General features: G+C 60.7%; 18 protein-coding genes and 3 pseudogenes. 12 read left to right on the top strand and 9 right to left on the bottom strand.

What is annotated here, in order from left to right:
* Nucleotides 1-109 precede the first annotated feature (109 nt).
* The 3 genes from BMG03_RS19385 to BMG03_RS19375 all read left to right on the top strand — a co-directional run bounded on the left by BMG03_RS19385 (nucleotide 110) and on the right by BMG03_RS19375 (nucleotide 2,128).
* Nucleotides 110-700: a hypothetical protein gene (locus BMG03_RS19385; protein WP_075777673.1), complete on the top strand. Its 591-nt coding sequence runs from the start codon at nucleotides 110-112 to the stop codon at nucleotides 698-700.
* A gap of 339 nt (nucleotides 701-1,039) precedes the next feature.
* Entirely contained in the window at nucleotides 1,040-1,534 is a 495-nt protein-coding gene (locus tag BMG03_RS19380; protein WP_075777672.1) for a hypothetical protein, read from the top strand.
* A 3-nt stretch (nucleotides 1,535-1,537) separates the two neighbouring features.
* Complete coding sequence (locus tag BMG03_RS19375; RefSeq protein WP_077701411.1) at nucleotides 1,538-2,128, top strand: helix-turn-helix transcriptional regulator; 591 nt, start codon at nucleotides 1,538-1,540, stop codon at nucleotides 2,126-2,128.
* A gap of 67 nt (nucleotides 2,129-2,195) precedes the next feature.
* On the opposite strand, the gene BMG03_RS19370 is transcribed toward BMG03_RS19375, so the two are convergent.
* A protein-coding gene (locus tag BMG03_RS19370; RefSeq protein WP_244270937.1) for an IS3 family transposase occupies nucleotides 2,196-3,355 on the bottom strand; the annotation gives its coding sequence in 2 pieces (ribosomal slippage) (nucleotides 2,196-3,106 and nucleotides 3,106-3,355; 1,161 coding nt in all).
* 68 nt (nucleotides 3,356-3,423) lie between these two features.
* Here BMG03_RS19370 and BMG03_RS19365 point away from each other — a divergent pair.
* Nucleotides 3,424-4,161, top strand: a pseudogene (locus BMG03_RS19365) (IS3 family transposase); the annotation flags it as partial.
* A 383-nt stretch (nucleotides 4,162-4,544) separates the two neighbouring features.
* On the opposite strand, the gene BMG03_RS21235 reads toward BMG03_RS19365, so the two are convergent.
* Both BMG03_RS21235 and BMG03_RS21230 read right to left on the bottom strand, forming a co-directional pair.
* Complete coding sequence (locus BMG03_RS21235; RefSeq protein ID WP_279627843.1) at nucleotides 4,545-5,786, bottom strand: transketolase-like TK C-terminal-containing protein; 1,242 nt, start codon at nucleotides 5,784-5,786, stop codon at nucleotides 4,545-4,547.
* Nucleotides 5,764-5,976: a hypothetical protein gene (locus BMG03_RS21230; RefSeq protein WP_279627846.1), complete on the bottom strand. Its 213-nt coding sequence runs from the start codon at nucleotides 5,974-5,976 to the stop codon at nucleotides 5,764-5,766. The genes BMG03_RS21235 and BMG03_RS21230 overlap by 23 nt, the downstream gene beginning before the upstream one ends.
* Before the next feature lie 191 nt (nucleotides 5,977-6,167).
* Between BMG03_RS21230 and BMG03_RS19355 the strand changes: the two genes are divergently transcribed.
* Nucleotides 6,168-6,488: a hypothetical protein gene (locus BMG03_RS19355; RefSeq protein ID WP_075777668.1), complete on the top strand. Its 321-nt coding sequence runs from the start codon at nucleotides 6,168-6,170 to the stop codon at nucleotides 6,486-6,488.
* A 149-nt stretch (nucleotides 6,489-6,637) separates the two neighbouring features.
* On the opposite strand, the pseudogene BMG03_RS19350 reads toward BMG03_RS19355, so the two are convergent.
* The 5 genes and pseudogenes from BMG03_RS19350 to BMG03_RS19330 form a co-directional block, all read right to left on the bottom strand.
* A pseudogene (locus BMG03_RS19350) lies at nucleotides 6,638-7,348 on the bottom strand (IS6 family transposase).
* Nucleotides 7,341-8,135 (bottom strand): UDP-2,3-diacylglucosamine diphosphatase, encoded by a 795-nt coding sequence (locus BMG03_RS19345; RefSeq protein ID WP_099049391.1) that lies wholly within the window; start codon nucleotides 8,133-8,135, stop codon nucleotides 7,341-7,343. Before BMG03_RS19345 ends, BMG03_RS19350 begins: the two are co-directional and overlap by 8 nt.
* Before the next feature lie 408 nt (nucleotides 8,136-8,543).
* Nucleotides 8,544-8,786 (bottom strand): hypothetical protein, encoded by a 243-nt coding sequence (locus tag BMG03_RS19340; RefSeq protein WP_075777336.1) that lies wholly within the window; start codon nucleotides 8,784-8,786, stop codon nucleotides 8,544-8,546.
* Nucleotides 8,780-9,097: a cbb3-type cytochrome c oxidase subunit I gene (locus tag BMG03_RS21225; RefSeq protein WP_075777337.1), complete on the bottom strand. Its 318-nt coding sequence runs from the start codon at nucleotides 9,095-9,097 to the stop codon at nucleotides 8,780-8,782. The genes BMG03_RS19340 and BMG03_RS21225 overlap by 7 nt, the downstream gene beginning before the upstream one ends.
* A gap of 40 nt (nucleotides 9,098-9,137) precedes the next feature.
* A complete protein-coding gene (locus BMG03_RS19330) occupies nucleotides 9,138-9,866 on the bottom strand; it encodes a cbb3-type cytochrome c oxidase subunit I (RefSeq protein WP_077701410.1) in 729 nt (242 codons plus the stop codon).
* Between the two features lie 82 nt (nucleotides 9,867-9,948).
* On the opposite strand from BMG03_RS19330, the pseudogene BMG03_RS20565 reads away from it, so the two are divergent.
* A pseudogene (locus BMG03_RS20565) lies at nucleotides 9,949-10,050 on the top strand (IS6 family transposase); the annotation flags it as partial.
* Nucleotides 10,051-10,095: 45 nt separating this feature from the next.
* Here the strand turns inward: BMG03_RS20565 and BMG03_RS19325 are convergent.
* Entirely contained in the window at nucleotides 10,096-11,028 is a 933-nt protein-coding gene (locus BMG03_RS19325) for an IS5 family transposase (RefSeq protein WP_075777339.1), read from the bottom strand.
* 377 nt (nucleotides 11,029-11,405) lie between these two features.
* On the opposite strand from BMG03_RS19325, the gene BMG03_RS19320 reads away from it, so the two are divergent.
* The 6 genes from BMG03_RS19320 to BMG03_RS19295 are packed head-to-tail and all read left to right on the top strand — an operon-like array spanning nucleotide 11,406 to nucleotide 17,226.
* Entirely contained in the window at nucleotides 11,406-12,092 is a 687-nt protein-coding gene (locus BMG03_RS19320; protein ID WP_075777340.1) for a cytochrome ubiquinol oxidase subunit II family protein, read from the top strand.
* Nucleotides 12,089-14,176 carry a cbb3-type cytochrome c oxidase subunit I gene (locus tag BMG03_RS19315; RefSeq protein WP_075777341.1) on the top strand — a complete coding sequence of 696 codons (2,088 nt, stop codon included), beginning with the start codon at nucleotides 12,089-12,091 and terminating at the stop codon, nucleotides 14,174-14,176. Before BMG03_RS19320 ends, BMG03_RS19315 begins: the two co-directional genes overlap by 4 nt.
* On the top strand, nucleotides 14,176-14,799 hold the full coding sequence (locus BMG03_RS19310) for a cytochrome c oxidase subunit 3 (protein ID WP_075777342.1): 624 nt from the start codon (nucleotides 14,176-14,178) through the stop codon (nucleotides 14,797-14,799). Before BMG03_RS19315 ends, BMG03_RS19310 begins: the two co-directional genes overlap by 1 nt.
* Complete coding sequence (gene cyoD / locus BMG03_RS19305; RefSeq protein WP_075777343.1) at nucleotides 14,796-15,110, top strand: cytochrome o ubiquinol oxidase subunit IV; 315 nt, start codon at nucleotides 14,796-14,798, stop codon at nucleotides 15,108-15,110. Before BMG03_RS19310 ends, cyoD begins: the two co-directional genes overlap by 4 nt.
* A gap of 17 nt (nucleotides 15,111-15,127) precedes the next feature.
* The gene (locus tag BMG03_RS19300; protein ID WP_075777344.1) at nucleotides 15,128-16,480 is read left to right on the top strand and encodes a phospholipase D-like domain-containing protein; all 1,353 of its coding nucleotides are present in this window, start codon (nucleotides 15,128-15,130) and stop codon (nucleotides 16,478-16,480) included.
* Nucleotides 16,477-17,226 (top strand): endonuclease/exonuclease/phosphatase family protein, encoded by a 750-nt coding sequence (locus tag BMG03_RS19295; RefSeq protein WP_075777345.1) that lies wholly within the window; start codon nucleotides 16,477-16,479, stop codon nucleotides 17,224-17,226. Before BMG03_RS19300 ends, BMG03_RS19295 begins: the two co-directional genes overlap by 4 nt.
* Nucleotides 17,227-17,264: the final 38 nt, after the last annotated feature.

Raw genomic sequence — 17,264 nt, 5'->3', positions numbered from 1 at the left:
ACCCGTTTGGATGATGGTATTCTGCCGCCGACCCCCCTTTTTATAGGGCATGAGAGCCGCGACGCGATCATCGTGCGTGGCATAATCTTGCAACAAGAAGGAGTTCAAAATGATCTATGGCAGCAAAATGACCGTCGCAGGCATTCTCGCTATCACAGCTCTCGGCGTCGGCGTGCCACTGGCTGCATCCGCCGCGGAAGTTGGGTCTTCGGTCGGCGTGAATGCCGGCGCGCAAATCAGCTCGGATGCCGGCTCGAGCGCGGCGCTCGCAACGGGTGCGAATGCCGCAGGGCAGGCAGAAGCGCAAACCCCTGAGGCGGGCACTGTACTCGATGCCGCAAAAGTCGCGACCCAATCGAGCGCCATGACCGTAGGTTCTCTCGTCTCCACTTTGGAGACCCAGGCAAAGGCCAACGCCATGGGCGACGTGAGCGCGAAGCTCGCGGACAGCGATGCTGCCGCACAGGTCAAGCTGGTGACACTCACTGATCTTGAGACTGGTTCCCGAGCGCTGACCTCGCGAGTCGAATCGGCCATCGACTCCCAGAAATCGACGATCGGCAAGGTCCAAAAGTCGATCTCGGAGAATGCGAAGCTCTCCGCCGCACTTTCCGCAAAGGGTTACGTTGCCAGCGATGTGATCGGCGTGGCGCAGACTGCGGGCGGCGACATCATAATTGTGATTGATAACGCAGGCTAACGACCGAAAACCGTTCGCTCGCCTTTTGGGACAGATGAGCCTTGAGCTTGTGTTCTCTCCTTGGCCCCCTGAGGGCCAAGGGCTCCCGCGCCCTCTTCCGATCCCGAGAGCGCGGGAGCTTTCCGTCCCTAAGACGTCGGGAGCGATTTTACCCGGCGAGTTATCAAGTTTTCTCGAGATCGCATCCGGTACGGGCCCGATCAGTTTCATTCTCGAAAGATTTGTTCGACCCTGTTTACGGAATTGGGGAAATATGATCGATCATGCCACTACTTTCGTAGTAACGAAGCGTTTGCATGTGCTGGCGGTGGAAGCGATGTATCTTTAGAGGAGACATTTATGACCCTCTTTGACAAATCCCGTTTTTCGGCAGCTCGCGCGGTGCTACTAGCCATCGCAATAGGCGGCCCGCCCGCAGCGCTTCCCGATAGCGCTTCGGCGTTGACGCGCCCCGTGCAGGTGGCGAACGCGACGTATCTGAAGGTCATCCAATCTCTCAAAGCGCAGGGCTACGCGATCCAACGGGTGAGTCGAACTTTTCTCGGGCGTTACCAAATTCTCGCCCGCAACCGGACGCAGTTGCGGGAGGTGATCGTAAGTAGCTCGACCGGTGAAATCAAACGCGATGCGATAATCAAGCGTTTCGAGGGCGACCGCGCGGACACTGGCCACTCCGGAGCGCAACACGAAGGCTCCGCTGCATCTGGTCCCTCTACCAAGGGCGAGAGGGGGGGGCTCTCTGTGGGGGCGTCGCTCAGCGCAACGGGAGGGACGGACGGATCGAGCAGCGCGGTCTCGTCTGGGGGCGGCGGCAGCGGACTGGGAGGTCTTTGAACCGTGAAAGACCTGAGCCACGACGTACTGCCTCCTTCTCAGGCCGGTCTAGCGAAGAAAGTCCCATCCGCAACTCGGCGTCTGACCACGCGGCTGAGTCGTTCCCTCTTTCTTCACGTGGCGTTGGTGGTACAAAGTCTCAGTGCCGCTTTCTTCGTCGGCGATCTGTGGTCCGAGGTGCTGGGTTTGCGCAGTTGGCTTTTGCCTTGGGCGGTCCAGGAATATATTCAAGTTTTCGCCAGCGTTGGGTTGATTGTCGGTGTCATTAGCAGCGCGTTGTTCGTGCGCCACAGCCGCAAGCGAATCGCGGCAATGGGGCGCCAGATCGATGTAGTTCAGGGCCACTTCCAGACCCATATTGAAGACCTCTTTGATGCTTGGAAGCTTTCGAGCTCCGAGCGTGCTGTCGCTATATACGCGATGAAAGGGTTCTCGAATCGCGAGATCGCGGAGCTGCGCGGAAAATCGCAGTCCACCGTGAAAACCCAACTGAACGCTGTCTTCCGTAAATCCGGCCGAAACACCCGCCAGCAGCTTACAGCTTTTCTTGTCGAGGAGCTTATTTCGGGAGCCACAGTGGAAGCGACGCAGTAGTGTACTCGGCGCGCTATTCCGACCGCACAGTAAAAGTCCAGTGACCTGCCCCCCTTGGGGCCCTCGTTCATAACGAGAGTCTGCAGGTTTGAGATTGGTAGTCGGATCGGTTGTTGTGGGCAAGCGCGCCGGGCGCGGAGCCCTCAAATTGCTCAAGCGTCCGGCGCGCTTCGAGCGGCGTCTGGTTTCCCAGAGACGAGTGCGGTCTGACGGCGTTGTAGTCGTAGCGCCAGAGCGCCAACTTGCGCCGGGCATCGTCCAGTGTGTCGAAGATCTCCTCGTTTAATAATTCGTCGCGCAGGCTTCCGTTGAAGGACTCGATGAACGCGTTCTGCTGCGGCTTGCCGGGGTCGATGTAGTGCCAGGGAATGGCGTTCTGGTCGGCCCATCTCAGGATGGCCCGGCTGGTGAACTCCGTCCCGTTGTCGCTGACAATGCAAGCAGGCTTTCCGTAGATCCGCACCAGCGCATCGAGTTCACGGGCAACACGCTTGCCCGATATACTGGTATCGGCGACCAGGCACAGGTTCTCTCTGCAACAATCGTCGATCACGGCCAAAATACGGAACTTGCGCGAGGCGCCGAAGCTGTCCGCCAGGAAGTCGAGCGACCAGCGCGCATTGGGATGCGCCGCCGCAGGCATCGGCGTGCGTGACCCGCGAGCCCGCTTGCGTCCACGCCGTCGCTTCACCGATAGCCCTTCCTCGCGATAGAGCCGATACAGCTTCTTGTGGTTCATGGTCATGCCCTTGCGCTCAAGCAGGATGCCGATCCGGCGATAGCCAAACCGGCGCCGCTTCCCGGCGATCTCCTTCATCTCCTCGCGGATCTCGGGGCAGTCCGGCGGGCGTGTGCGCCGGACCGTCTTGGGGTCGACACCGACAAGCTGGCAGGCCCGACGCTGCGAGATGTCATGATCCCGCATCGCCCTGAGCGCCGCCTCTCGCCGCCTGGTCAATGTCGTCAGTTCTTTCCCAGCAGATCCTTCAGAACCACGTTGTCGAGCATGGTGTCGGCCAACAGACGTTTGAGCTTGGCGTTTTCGTCTTCGAGCGCCTTCAGCCTGGCTGCCTCGGAGAGCTCCATGCCACCATACTTGGCCTTGAACTTGTAAAAGGTCGCCGGGCTGAGGCCATGCCTGCGGCACACATCAGCTGTCGGCATGCCTGCCTCCTGCTCCTTGATCATCCCAATAATCTGCGCCTCGGTGAAACGGCTTTTTCGCATTCGTCTGCTCCTTCAGAGTTGGCGCAGACTCTACACTACGTTGAGGGATCCCGCGGGGGGCAGGTCAGTTCCACTACAAGTCTCGCCGCGCCGATCAGGCTACTGTCGCCAAGCGGATCCGGGAGATCTGTGAAACGCGCGTGCGGTATGGCTACCGGCGCGTTCACGTCCTGCTCGAACGTGAGGGCTGGAACATCAACATCAAGAAAGTCTATCGGATTTACAGGGAGTTGGGATTGCAACTCAGGAACAAGACGCCGAAGCGCCGTGTGAAGGCCAAGCTGCGTGACGACCGCGCCGAGGCGGTCGGCCCGAACGACGTCTGGGCAATGGACTTTGTTCACGATCAGCTTGCGACAGGCAAGAAGCTGAGGGTTCCGACAGTCATCGACACCTTCTCACGCTACGTGCCAGTGCTCGATGTCCGGTTCAGCTACCGCGGCGAGGATGTGGTCGCAACGCTGGACCGGGTGTGCCGACAGACAGGCTATCCGAAGACTATCCGAGTCGATCAGGGCACCGAGTTCGTGTCTCGCGACATGGACCTCTGGGCCTATCAGCGTGGCGTGACCCTCGACTTCTCGCGCCCCGGCAAGCCGACCGACAATGCATTCATCGAAGCGTTCAACGGCCGGTTCCGGACCGAGTGCTTGAACCAGCATTGGTTCCTCACCCTTGCGGATGCGACCGAAAAGTTGGAGGCTTGGCGTAGATACTACAACGAGGAACGGCCACACGGCGCGATCGGGAACAAGGCTCCGATCACGCTGACGAAATCAGGGGGCGTCACCAGCCCGTCACCCTGAGCAAAGCCGGGAAACTCTGCCTAAGGGCGGATCACTCTGGGGTGCGGATCAACACCAACCGGGCTCCGGTCGCGGCTGGATGAAAGTTCAGTGGCAGGTCAGGCGCACCAGATCTGTATAGGCGCTCATGGCGATGCTGCTGAGAGGAGTCATGCCTATCATCTCCATATTTTGCTTGGCACATGTATGTCTATCAAAATAGTAAATTGATAGGCAATATTGAAATTGGCTTCGCCGAAATATGGATTGCCTCTCGATACCAAGCAGAAACCGGGACTCGCTTGAACTGGCGGTATTCACCAATACCGCCAGCGCTTGGCTGCCTCTGTGTCGTCATCGACCGAGGGGAAGGCGCGGGCCCGTCTTTCGAGCCCGCGCCAGCTTTAGCCTGCGATCAACGCCTTGGAGCGTGCGGCGACCGCGTCTGCGGTGATGCCGAACTCCGCGTAAAGTTGCTCCGCCGGAGCCGACGCGCCGAAGCCCGGCATGCCGATCACATCCGCCTCGCGCGCGACGTAGCGGGTCCAGCCGAAGGCCGACGCGGCCTCGACGGCGACCCGAGGGGCGGCGCCAAGAACTTCGGCGCGGTACTCCTCGGGCTGCGCGTCGAACAGCTCCCAGCAGGGCATCGAGACGACCGCGACGCTGTGGCCTTCGGCGTGCAGCGCCTCGGCGGCCTCCACGGCCAGCGCAACCTCGGTCCCGGTCGCGAGAAGCGTCACATCGCGGCCTTCCCCGAAGGAGCGGATCACATATGCACCGCGCGCGGTCAGGTTTTCATCCCCCGCGCCGCGCAGCTGCGGCACCCCTTGTCGCGACAGCGCCAGCAGCGACGGCGCGTCCGTCGACCGGATCGCGAGGTCCCAGAGCTCCAGCGTCTCCACCGCATCTGGGGCGCGGAACACGTTGAGGTTGGGGATCGCGCGCAGGGATGCCAGATGTTCGACCGGTTGGTGCGTGGGGCTGTCCTCGCCGAGGCCTATCGAGGCGTGGGTCATCACACAGGTGACGCCAAGCCCTATCAGGACCGACAGGCGGATCGCGTTGCGCGAGTAAACCGATAACACGAGGAAGGTGCCGCCATAGGGTTTGAAGCCGCCATGCAGCGCAAGACCGTTCATCGCCCCCGCCATGCCGGACTCACGCACGCCGTAGCCGATGTAATGGTCCGGAGCCGCGGCGGCGAAGGTACTGTCGACGGAGGCGACCCGCGTCAGGTTGGAGTCGGCAAGATCGGCACGCGCAGCCTCGATGGCGGCGGCGTAGCCTTCGGGCAGCTTGCCCGCGACGCGGGCGGTGAACTTGGCGGCCTTGCCAGAGGCGGCGAGCGCGTCTTCCCATTCCGCGCGGGCCTGCGTGCCACGGACCCCGATAGCGACCCAAGACGCGGCGAGGTCTTCGGGGATTTCAAAAGGCGCGGCGTTCCAGCCGAGTGCCTGCTTGGCCAATGCTCCTTTTTCGTCACCCAGCGTGGCGCCATGCGCCTTCGCCGTGCCCGCCCGGTTCGGCGAGCCGAAGCCGATTACCGTCTTCATCGCAGTCAAGCTGGAACTCGCGATCTCGGTTATTTTCGCTGCTGTAGCCTCATCGAGCGCCTTGGCGTCATGCCCGTCGCAACGGAACACATGCCAGCCGCAGGCCGCAAGCCGCGCCGGAACGTCTTCCGAGAAGGACACGGAGGTCAGTCAGCCCGTCGATGGTGATGCCATTGTCGTCGTAAAGAAAGTTCAGCTTGCCCAGCCCAAGATGGCCCGAAGCACGCTCGGGGAGTTTCCCGATCGCGCTGCCCGTCTCGATATCGTCAGACTGGCACATCAAAAATGGAAAGAGATCACTATGCTCTGTAGCCTCAAATCGTTCGCCCTCGACGGTCTGCTCGCCTCCGCTGCTCTCGTCGCGGCCCTTGCCCACAATAGCACAGATGCGGCTGGCGCCTCGACTGAAATGAACAGCGGCGCTTCGGGGGCAGCTGGGGTGCGGACACCGATGCCGGCGCGAGCGCGGATATGAGCGCTTCGGCAGATGCTGGTGCGACCGCAGGCGTGGACCAAGGCGCGTCGATCATGACCTGCGGTCAACTCATCGCCGGCTCGAAGGCGAACGGTGCCGCTTCCACCGATCAGTTTTCCGATTATCAGGCCGGAACCGATGGTGAGGTGGAGATCGCCGCGCTCTCCTACCAGCAGGGCGAAAGTGCTGAGAATGGCTCAGCTGGTCTAAAGAATGCGGTCGGGTCCGACGGCACCGACTACACCGCCGACGACGTCGAAACCGCCTTTATCGATACCGATGACAACCTGATAGTTGTGGTCAACGGCAACGCCTGATCAGCTCCAATAGCTAATTGGTCCTCGGAACTCCTCGTGCTACGCGGCGGGGGCTTTCTCGTGTGACGGTGGTCCGAGGGGAGGGCCAGCGCTGGGTGGGCATTGTCAAGTTGCCTGCAAGGGCTTGGACGGAGCGCTTTCGCTTGAGATCAGGCCGTGATCTCCGCCGCGAAATCGGACCAAAAGCTGAAGGCATCAGCCCAGGCGTGGCGGTAGGATGCAGCGGTGAGACATTGGCGTTTCGGACGGAAGAGGGCGGCGGTCTGATCCTGGACGGACAGGAAGCGCTGCGCTTGGCCGGAAGATTTGAACCGACCCATGATCTTCTCTCGCCGTCGGGTGTGTCGGTGCGATGCCTCGGCCCGATTGTTTAACCCCTTGTGGGCACGGTGATCGGCGCTCGGGCAAAGCGCGCGTCGGGCTACGCCGTAGCTTGGCAGCTTGTCGGTGACCAACATGCGGGGCGATCCCCAGCGACTCATCAGCTTGCGCAGGAACCGTTTGGCCGCTTTGGCATTCCGGCGGCTCTGCACGAGGATCTCCACTGTATCGCCCCTAGCGTCGACAGCGCGCCAGAACCAATGCTTCCGGCTGCGGATTGAGATCACGACCTCATCGAGATGTCATTTGTCCGCCGCGGCAGGCCGATCCCGTCGGATTGAGGGAGCAAACTGCAGTCCGAAACGGGCAACCCAAGCTCGGATTGTCTCGTAGCTGACCTGCACGCCCCGCTCAGCCAACAGATCCTCGACATCGCGCAAGCTGAGGGCAAACCTGTGATACGCCCAGACTGCATAAGCGATGATTGACCGCGGGAAGCGGTACCTTTGAGCGGCGCGGCTTCGATGTTGATCATCCAGACCCGCTAGGCGTCAGACCAAGCCTCGTCAACTTGACAAAGCCCTCCGCGCCCCATTGAAGAAGTTGCAATGCGCCTGAACTATCCTCGGCCAAGGCGGTCAGGCTGTCCACCCAGTCGCCGCAATTCGCGTAGGTCATTCCGCCGACCTCGCGCAGCGCGGGCTTGTGCGAGTGGCCGCAGATGATCCCGTCGACCCCGGCCTCGGAGGCCAGCGCGATCAGCCGATGCTCGTCCGAGCCACGTGCAATCAGGTGGTTAATCCCCTCGATCGCGAGCTGGATCAACGTGCGCTCTGTCTCGGAGACGTCACGGCGGCGGCGCAACCAGGCATCGATGCCGCGGAACAGCGCGTCCATCCGGCTTCCGAAACGGGTCATCGCGTGCCAGCGCAGAATGCGCGCATCGCATTGATCGCCATGCACGATAAGGTAGCGCTGCCCGTCCGCGCCGACATGGAGTGCCGTCTCGGCCAGCTCAAAGCTGAGGAAGTTCATACCCGGCGAGCGTAGTGCCGCATCGTGATTGCCGGGCAGGTAGACGATACGCGTTCCGGCCTCGGCATGGGCCTCGAGGGTCTCGATGATCTCGGCATGGATATCCCCCCACTGCACGGGGCCACCATGCCAGAGGTCGAGGATATCGCCGACGAGGTAGATCGCGTCGGCCCGGACGCTTTGCAGAAAGTCGAGTATCGGGCCGGGGCTGCACCCGCGCGAGCCAAGGTGAAAATCCGAGAGGAAGAGGCTGCGGTAGTGGTGCTTGTTGTGATGGCGCGATCGGCTCATGTCACATCTCCGGTGGATCGGCGGGGAGAGGGGGGGCATGTTAACGGCCTGCGGGCCGATCGAGGCTGCAGGCGATAGAAGGGTCGAATGAAACGGCTTTGCCATGGGTACTCTTCAATGAGCATTGTCAGGGTATGTTCGGCGGAGCGCAAGACCGGCGTATCGGATTGATTTCAAACCGCCAGCTCGCATTGATGCTCGATCCAAATCTGGAAGGCATCGGCTCTGGCGTGGCTGTAGGAACGGGCTGAAAGACGGTGGGTTTGGGACGGAACAGGGTGGCGATTTGATCGTGCGCTGACCGGAAACGTTGCGCATGACCGGGCGACTTGCACGTGCCCATGTTCCTGGAGGCGAATTTTGTTCTTGTGTGGGGCTGTCTCTAACGGGCGCCCTTGACCCGGTTGGCTACCAGACCCGAAGCCCGGACAACAGCACGTTCATCACGCGCTCGGCCCATAGCACCGGCCCGTAAAACGCCGCGACCAGCGCGATGGAAACGATCGTCCAAAGCAGAAGATTGTCGAACAGCCTGACCATCGAACCCGACCCGTGCGAACGAAACGCGCGCGAGAAGGGCGCCGCGGGGATTGGTGTATTGACCGCCCGCTGCCGCAGCAGCGTCGCGTAGAGCACACCGAAGATCAGCACGGCGGCGACGGCCAGAATGACCCCGGCGATGCCGACCGCGAACAGCGACCAGCGCGCATTGGCATAGAAACTGTCCTACCCGCCATCATCCCCGACACCCAGGCGCGGCGCGGCACGCCTTGCAGGCCGGCGATCATCATCGCGTTGGAAAAGATCAACATCCCCATGGACCACAGCCCTGTCCCCCAAAGCGCGACCCTGCGCGAAGCCAGCGGCTTGCCAGTCAGGTTGGGCAGCAGCCAGAAGCTGATACCGGAGAAGGTCAGCGCCGAGGCCGAGGCCAGCGTGGCGTGGAAATGGCCCGAACCCATGTCGTGTTGTGGATCACCGCGTTGAGCGCCCTGCTGCCGTTCACCAGCCCGCTCGACCCGCGGATGATGAACAGCAACATCGCCAGCAACTGCGCCGCGATGCTCGGATCACCCCAGCAGCCCGCGCCCGCCCAGCATATTCCAACGAGGCCCCGACCGTGAAGGCGGTCAGCAGCGAGGGCAGGATCACCGTGAAGGTCAGAAAGATCACGATGGCGCGCATCACATCAGGGATCCCCGCATCCATCAGTTGGTGACGGGTCCCCACCGGCAGCGAGAACAGCATCAGCAGGATGAAGGACACACGCGCCAGCGGATCCGAAATCAGCACCCCGCCGATCTGACGCGGGATCAGCGCATACCACGAGATATAGGCCGGCATCAGCCAGAAATAGACGATAGGGTGACCGCTCCACCAGAACAGTTTGCGGGTGATCATGGGCGGCATCCCGTCGATCCAGCCCAGAAAGGCGGGAATATGCCAGATCACCACCGCCGCGACCGCGCCGAGCGAGGCCAGGAACCACATGCTCATCGTGACCGCGCTCATCCGCGAAACTAGCGGCGTGATCCGGCCCGGAGGGGCCGCGTGCCCGCGCCAACGCATCGCGAGGATCTGATAGCCCACGCCCCAGTTCGCGATGAATATCAGCGCGATCCCGAGACAGAAGGCCCCATCCGCGGGCATCGGCGCGTAGAAGGTGTAAAGCACCGTCGCCTCGTTCGCGGCGATCGCGTCCAGCGTCAGAACCAGGCTCAGCAGCATCACCCCATACGAGAACTAGGAGGCGAAGCCCGAAGGCGTCTCGTCAAGCTCGCGCGCGGTCAGGTAATACATCAGCCCCGACCGGATCGAGGGCTCGCACCGACCGACGCGGAAGAGAGAGAAGCTCATGGGCGGGTTCAAGTCGCCAACGCATGCGCAACGTTTCCTGTCCGCCCATGGCTCTGTTGCACAAATCGGGTGATGGCCGAGGTTCCCCTTTCCCCGGACAGAATTATCCCACGAGTTCCGTGACGGGTATGCCGAGCGCCGTATAGCCGTTGAGCACGTCGATACGTACCTGGAGTTCCGCGATCTGGCGGTCGAAGTCCCGTGCCATGAGGCGCTGTCCCAGCAGCTTCACACAATGCATCTTTGTCTCGGCGCGGCTCCGCCGGTGGTTTCCGGCCCATCGTCGCCAGAGGGCTCGGCCGAGGTATTTCGCAGCGCGCAAGGCCTCGTTTCGAGCCACGGCACCGGCGGTGACGGTCTTCCACGGCTTCGCGTTCTTGCGGGGCGGGATGACAGCATGGGCGCCGCGATCCGCGATGGCATCGTGGCACTTGCGGGTGTCGTAGGCGCCGTCGGCGGTCACTGAGCCGATCTCTTCGCCAATCGGGATCTGGGTGAGCAGATCGGGCAAGACCGGTGCATCACCGATGTGGCTCCCGGTGATCTCGACAGCCCGGACCTCCAACGTTTCCTCGTCGATCCCAAGGTGGAGCTTGCGCCAGACCCGCCTTTTGGGGCCACCATGCTTGCGAGCGTGCCACTCGCCTTCGCCCTCGACCTTTATGCCGGTGCTGTCGATCGGCAGGTGCAGCGGCCCCTTGGACCCGCGATACGGGATGTTCACGGCGAGGGTCTTCTGGCGGCGCGACAGCGTGCTGAAGTCGGGCACCGACCAGTCGAGGCCGACCAAGCGCAACAGGCTCTCGACGAAACCGGTCGTCTGCCGGAGCGCCATGCCGAAAAGAACCTTCATCGTCAGGCAGGTCTGAATAGCAGTGTCACTGTAGGTCTGCTGACGGCCACGCCTGCCTGTCGGCACGGCATCCCAGTTCATCTCGGGGTCGAACCAGATCGTCAGCGAGCCGCGGCGCTTGAGCGCTTCGTTATAGGCTGGCCAGTTCCTAGTCTTGTAGGTCGGTGGTGTCGGTCTGCTCATGCATGCCAGCTACCACGCTGAAATCACGAGATGAATCCCACACGGGATTTGTGCAACAGAGCCATTGCCAGGGCAAATCCGTACAACTTATTGTCCCTTCATGGGAAATGGAAAAAACAATCTGTCATGGCACGCTCCACTGTTTTGCGCCTTGATCGCAGGGGGGGTGCACTCGCGATCAAGGCGCCCTGCTCGATCCGAAGGGGCCAAATGCGGCGGCCCAGCTAGAACACCTTTATGAGGTGACGACCGTGACTATGTTCGCGGTCCTTCCGGTTCTCGTTATCGTCCCGATCATTATTTAGCGCTACCGATACGACAATTGCTCGGCCAACTATGCCCCGAGTTGGGACGAGTCCCGGCTACTTGATTTCGTGATGTGGGGTGTTCCGTTTGCGATCGTGGCCTTCGCCGGAACGTTGTTGTGGCGAAGTACACTCGCATTCGATCCCTATCGTCCGATCGAACCTGCATCCGAAGCCACACGGGTTCAGGTTGTGGGACTCGATTGGAAGTGGCTGTTTATCTACCCGGGCCAAGGGATTGCGACCATTGGTGAAATGGCCTTTCCGGCCAGCCGTCCGCTTGCGTTGGAACTGACTTCGGACACCGTCATGCAGTCCTTCATGATAGGGGCTCTGGGCGGCCAGATTTACGCGATGCCGGGCATGCGAACACGGCTGCACCTGAGTGCCGATGGTCCAGGAAGTTTTGCAGGCGAGAACATGCAATATAACGGCGAAGGATTTCACACGCAGAAATTTCGCGCCAGCGCGATGGCCGATGCAGATTTCGAAAGCTGGTTGCAGGCCGCACGTCAGGTTGCCATCCCACTGGACCAGCGCGCCTACTCAACGCTCACCGAACGCGGTACGAAGGATGAGCTGCGTGCCGCATTTCCGACAGCGGTTATGGCAGGCGATGTGGTGGTGTTCAGCTTGGACGATTTCACACTGTTCGACAATGTGCTAGCGCGGTATCGCGGGGATCAGGCGGTTTCTCCCGAACTGCAACCTGGATCGGCGCTGTATCAACCCGGCACTTCGTCCGGAGGTCGGCCATGACCGATCAATGGAACTGGACCACTGGTCGCCTGAGGCTGGATAGCTTTCCATTTGTCCATGGCTGGCAAAACCCGACAGTAAGCGAGTTGATCGGCGCGGCGTCGGTCGTCCTCATCGGTGGCGCGGTGACCATGATCCTGCTGACATGGTTTCGGCTCTGGGTGCCCTTGTGGCGCAACTGGCTGACAAGCGTCGATCATAAGCGCATCGGGATCATGTACGTCGTGCTCGCATTTGTCATGCTGCTGCGCGGCGTTCTCAAGGGCGTCGTCATGCGCACGCAACAGGCGGCTGGACTGGGCGGCGGTTTCTTGACGCCGGAGCATTTCGGCGAGCTGTTCTCAACCCACGGCACGATCATGATCTTCTTTGTTGCGATGCCATTCGTGGCGGGACTCATCAATTTTGTCATGCCCTTGCAGATCGGTGCTCGGGACGTGTCCTTTCCGGTCATGAACCAGATCAGTCTGGGCATGACCGCCGCTGCTGCCGCTCTCGTCATGATTTCGCTGGTGGTCGGGCAGTTTTCCACGGGCGGCTGGACCTCGTACCCGCCCTACACTGGAATGGACTTTCAGCCCGGCCCTGGCCCGGATTACTGGATTTGGACTATCGTCATCGCCGGGGTCGGATCAACACTATCGGGTATCAACTTCGCCGTGACGATCTACAAGGAGCGTGCACCCGGAATGCATTTCTTTCGGATGCCGCTTTTTACCTGGAGCGCGCTGTGCGCCGCGATCATCCTGATCTTCGCCATGCCGCCCCTGACTGTTGCCGCGCTTATGCTGGCCGCAGACCGCTACCTGGATTTCCATTTCTTCACCAACGATCTTGGCGGGAACATGATGAATTACATCAACATGTTCTGGCTCTTCGGCCATCCCGAGGTCTATTTGCTCGTCCTGCTCGCCTACGGTGTCTTCTCGGAGGTCATCGCGACATTCTCGGGCAAACGGCTCTTTGGTTATCCCTCGCTCGTTTGGGCCACGATGGTGATCTCAGTGCTGTCCTTCACGGTTTGGTTGCACCACTTCTTCACCATGGGTCAGGGCGCCAACGTAAACATTGCATTCGGCATTGCGACAATGTTGATCGCGGTGCCGACGGGTGTGAAAGTCTATGACTGGATGGCGACGATGTTCCGCGGTCGCATCCGCATGACGACGCCGATGGTATATTCGGTAGGCTTCCTGATCCTCTTCGTGATTGGCGGACTGACCGGTGTAATCCTTGCCAACCCCAGTATCGACTATCAGGTCCACAACTCGCTGTTTCTCGTTGCGCATTTTCACAATGTGCTGATCCCCGGCGTGCTGTTCGGCATGCTGGCGGGCTATCACTACTGGTTTCCCAAGGCCTTCGGATTTCGGCTTGATGAGACCTGGGGCAAGATTGCGGCCTGCCTCTGGATCGTGGGCTTTTCGCTGACCTTCATACCGCTTTATGTCGTTGGCCTGATGGGGATGCCGCGCCGCACGGTGGCCTACACCGCCCCGGCATTTGAGCCCTACATGCTGGTCGCCGTCGTCGGTGCGGCGGTCATCCTCGCGGCCGTTGGCGCGCTCGCGGCTCAGCTCCTTGTCAGCATTCGCGACCGCAGGGCCAACGCCGTTTTCGCTGGCGATCCATGGAACGGAAGGACGCTGGATTGGTTTAACCCTTGCCCGCCGCCGGAGTACAACTTCGCAGTCGTGCCAGAGGTCACGCAGCGCGACGCCTTCGCCGTCGCCAAGGCTTACGGGGACGCCTATCAGGATCCGCCGGAGTTCGAAGACATCGAGTTGCCCGCGAACACGGGTTACGGCTTTGTGCTTTGCGTTGCAGCGGGCGCGCTTGGCTTCGGCCTGATTTTTTATCTCTGGTGGCTGGCGATCCTGTCGCTGCTGGTGATCGTTGGCGCTATGATCGCCCGAAGCTTCGTCGTTGAGACCGAGCGCACCATCCTAGCTGCTGAGGTAGCTGCCGACTATCAACGCTGGTTGGACGCCGTCCGCGCCGCACAGCCAATTGACCGAACGCAAGAACAAGGTTCTAACAATCGAGGGCATGCGTTGCGCGAACTGCCCGAGGGGGTCGTGTGATGACAGCAGAAGCGGTCAAGCATCCAGGCATCAACCTCGGAGCTCATCACGCGCACGCCCACGACAGAGCCGAAACGCTGGTCTTTGGCTTCTGGGTCTTCCTGATGAGCGATCTCATCATCTTCGGACTGATGTTCGCCAACTACGTCACCCAGCTGCCGGGCACTGCGGGCGGACCAGGCCCGAAGGATTTGTTCACGCTTGGCAACGCGTTCACGCAAACCATGATTCTGCTGGCCAGTTCGGCGACCTTCGGCATGGCCTCTCTTGCCTTGAAATACGAGCGCGGCAAGGGCGCACTGCTGGGCTGGCTCGCGGTGACGCTGGCTTTGGGGGCGGTTTTTGTCGGGCTGGAGAAGCTCGATTTCGCGGACATGTTTTCCGAAGGTGCCTATCCGTCGCGCAGCGGCTTTCTGAGCGGGTTCTTCGGGCTGGTGCCGCTACATGGTCTGCACGTCGCCTCGGGCATCCTCTGGGGGCTGGTGCTGATGGTGCAGATCGCTACGCTCGGTCTGACGACGCCTGTCAAGACGCGGCTTCTGCGTCTTGGCCTGTTCTGGCATTTCCTCGACATCATCTGGATCGGGATCTTCTCGGTCGTCTATCTGGGAGGAGTGGCATGAGCGACCGCGAGACCGAATTCCGCCGCGAACGTCGGTCCTATCTGACCGGTCTCGCGTTTGCGCTGATCCTGACGTTGATCCCTTTCGGTGTGGTCGCCTGGGGCGGCTTGTCCACAAGTGTCGCTCTTTGGCTGATCGCAGGCTTCGCGCTTGTCCAGATCGTTGTGCATTTCCGGTTCTTCCTGCACATCGATTTGAGCCGGCAAAAACGCGAAGACTTACAGCTGATCCTGTTCACGGTGCTGCTACTCGCGATCATGGCCAGCGGCACCATCTGGATCATGGCCAGCCTGCAAACACGAATGATGTGAATTTGGAGGTTGTCTGAGTGCACTGGCTGTCGCAACACGCACTGATCGTTGCCGGGGTCCTTTTGACCGCGCTCGCTGTCGTATTTGTGCTTCAACAGCGTAGAACGCCGCAATCGACGGCTGCCTGGGTTCTGTTCATCGTTCTGGTGCCCTATCTGGCTATTCCGCTGTTTCTTATGCTGGGTGTTCGAAAACAGGGATCGAGGTTCCCGCACTTAAAACTCGCAGAACCGGGTCAGGATACAATTGCCGATCAACCAACCGCAAAAGCGCTGACAGCCCTTGGCGCACTACCCGCCACAACGGGGAATTCGTTTACACTTCATGACGATGCACGGGCCGCGCATGAGGCTTTGGTCGAGACGATCAACTCCGCGACGGAGACGTTGGATATTCTGTTCTATATTGTCGCATCGGACGAAACCGGAGGGGACTTTGTAAATCGTCTTACTGAGAAAGCGCGCACCGGGATCAAGGTTCGATTGAATCTCGATCGATTGGGGTCAATGAAACGGCCAAGGAAGGCGCTTGACGACTTGCAAGCGGCTGGCGGTGAAGTGCGGTATTTCTCGCCATTCATCCACCCTCCTGACAACGGGCATATGAATCTTCGCAACCACCGGAAACTTGTGATCGCGGATCGCATGCGAGTCTGGGCTGGCGGCCGCAACATCGGTGATCACTACCTCGCAAAGATGGACGAGACTTGGACTGACTTAAGTTTTTCCCTGTCCGGCCCGGCCGTGCAGTCGTTTATCGATATATTCGCCTCGGATTGGGACGTGACTGGAAAAGCCGTCGCTGGAGATTTGCATCGAAAGGATGGAACGGTCGGCGATGCGGCGTTGCAGGTGGTGCCCTCCGGGCCCGATGAACCGCGCGATGTCCTTTATCTTGCATTGACCTCGATGATCCATCGGGCACGGGAGCGGGTATGGATATCGACACCCTATTTTGTGCCGACCGAACCGCTTCAGCTCGCGCTCGCCGCGGCGGTACGGGGTGGCGTCGATGTCCGCATCATGATCCCGGAAAAGTCGAACCAACGCACGACGGACTTTGCGCGCGGCCCCTACTTGAGAGATCTGCAGGAGGTCGGAGCGACCGTTCTTCGCCACCAGGGTGGAATGCTACACGCCAAGGCCGGGCTGATCGACAACACCGGATGGGTTGGCTCGGCCAATTTCGATGTGCGCTCGCTTCTCCTCAATTTCGAGATCGCCATGTTCTTGCATGACAAAAACAGCATCAATCAAGTCGAGCCATGGTTTGAGCAGCAATTCAGGCACTGCGAAGAGGGCCTGACCAAAGCGCGCTTGCCACGCCGGATCGTCGAGGGTGTCTTCAGGCTGGGAGCCCCGGTTCTGTGAAGCAGGATGGTCTTCGCATCGCGTCTTACAATATCCGAAAAGCAGTCGGCACAGACCGCAAACGCGACCCTGACAGGATTCTCAGGATCATCAACGAATTATCCGCGGACGTCGTTGCCCTTCAGGAAGCTGACCGACGCATTCCGCCGCGACGCTCGGCGCTCGACCGTCGGGCGCTTCGAGAGCGCGCCGGTTTGGTCCCGGTCGAGTTCGAGCATGGACGGGACAGCCTTGGCTGGCATGGCAACGCGATCCTTGTTCGCCCCAATATCGAGGTCCTGGACCGCGCGCATTTCGACTTACCCGGGCTCGAACCACGAGGGGCCGTCTCTGCAGTGTTGGAGACGGGCGGATCATTGATCCGGGTCGTTGGCGTTCATCTTGGCCTGTTGCGTCAAACGAGACGCGCACAACTCAGCCAATTGTCGGAATTTCTCAAAGCCGGTGATGACATCGCGACGGTCATTGTTGGGGACTTCAACGAACATTCGCTTTCGGTCGGGCTAGGTCGATTAAGACCTGATTTTACAATCTTCGACGCGGGGCGGACATTTCACAGTCGACGTCCGATCTTCGCGCTGGATCGCATCGCGTGCTCCCAACACCTGAAGCCCGGCATCGTCGGGGTTATGACGGCAGGCGAAGCGTCCGTGGGTTCCGACCACCTGCCAGTTTTCGCCGAAATTTTAATGGCGACGGATGAGGCGAGATCGCGTAGCCTGCCAAGTAAGCCCCAGGGCACGTAGTTTACTTCGGAGTGGCGAAACCTGGATTTTCTGTAGTT

Source organism: Thioclava nitratireducens, from assembly GCF_001940525.2.
GTDB classification, from domain to species: Bacteria; Pseudomonadota; Alphaproteobacteria; order Rhodobacterales; family Rhodobacteraceae; genus Thioclava; species Thioclava nitratireducens.
Note: the sequence above shows the minus strand (reverse complement) of the source record. Positions and strands in the feature narration are given on the sequence as shown.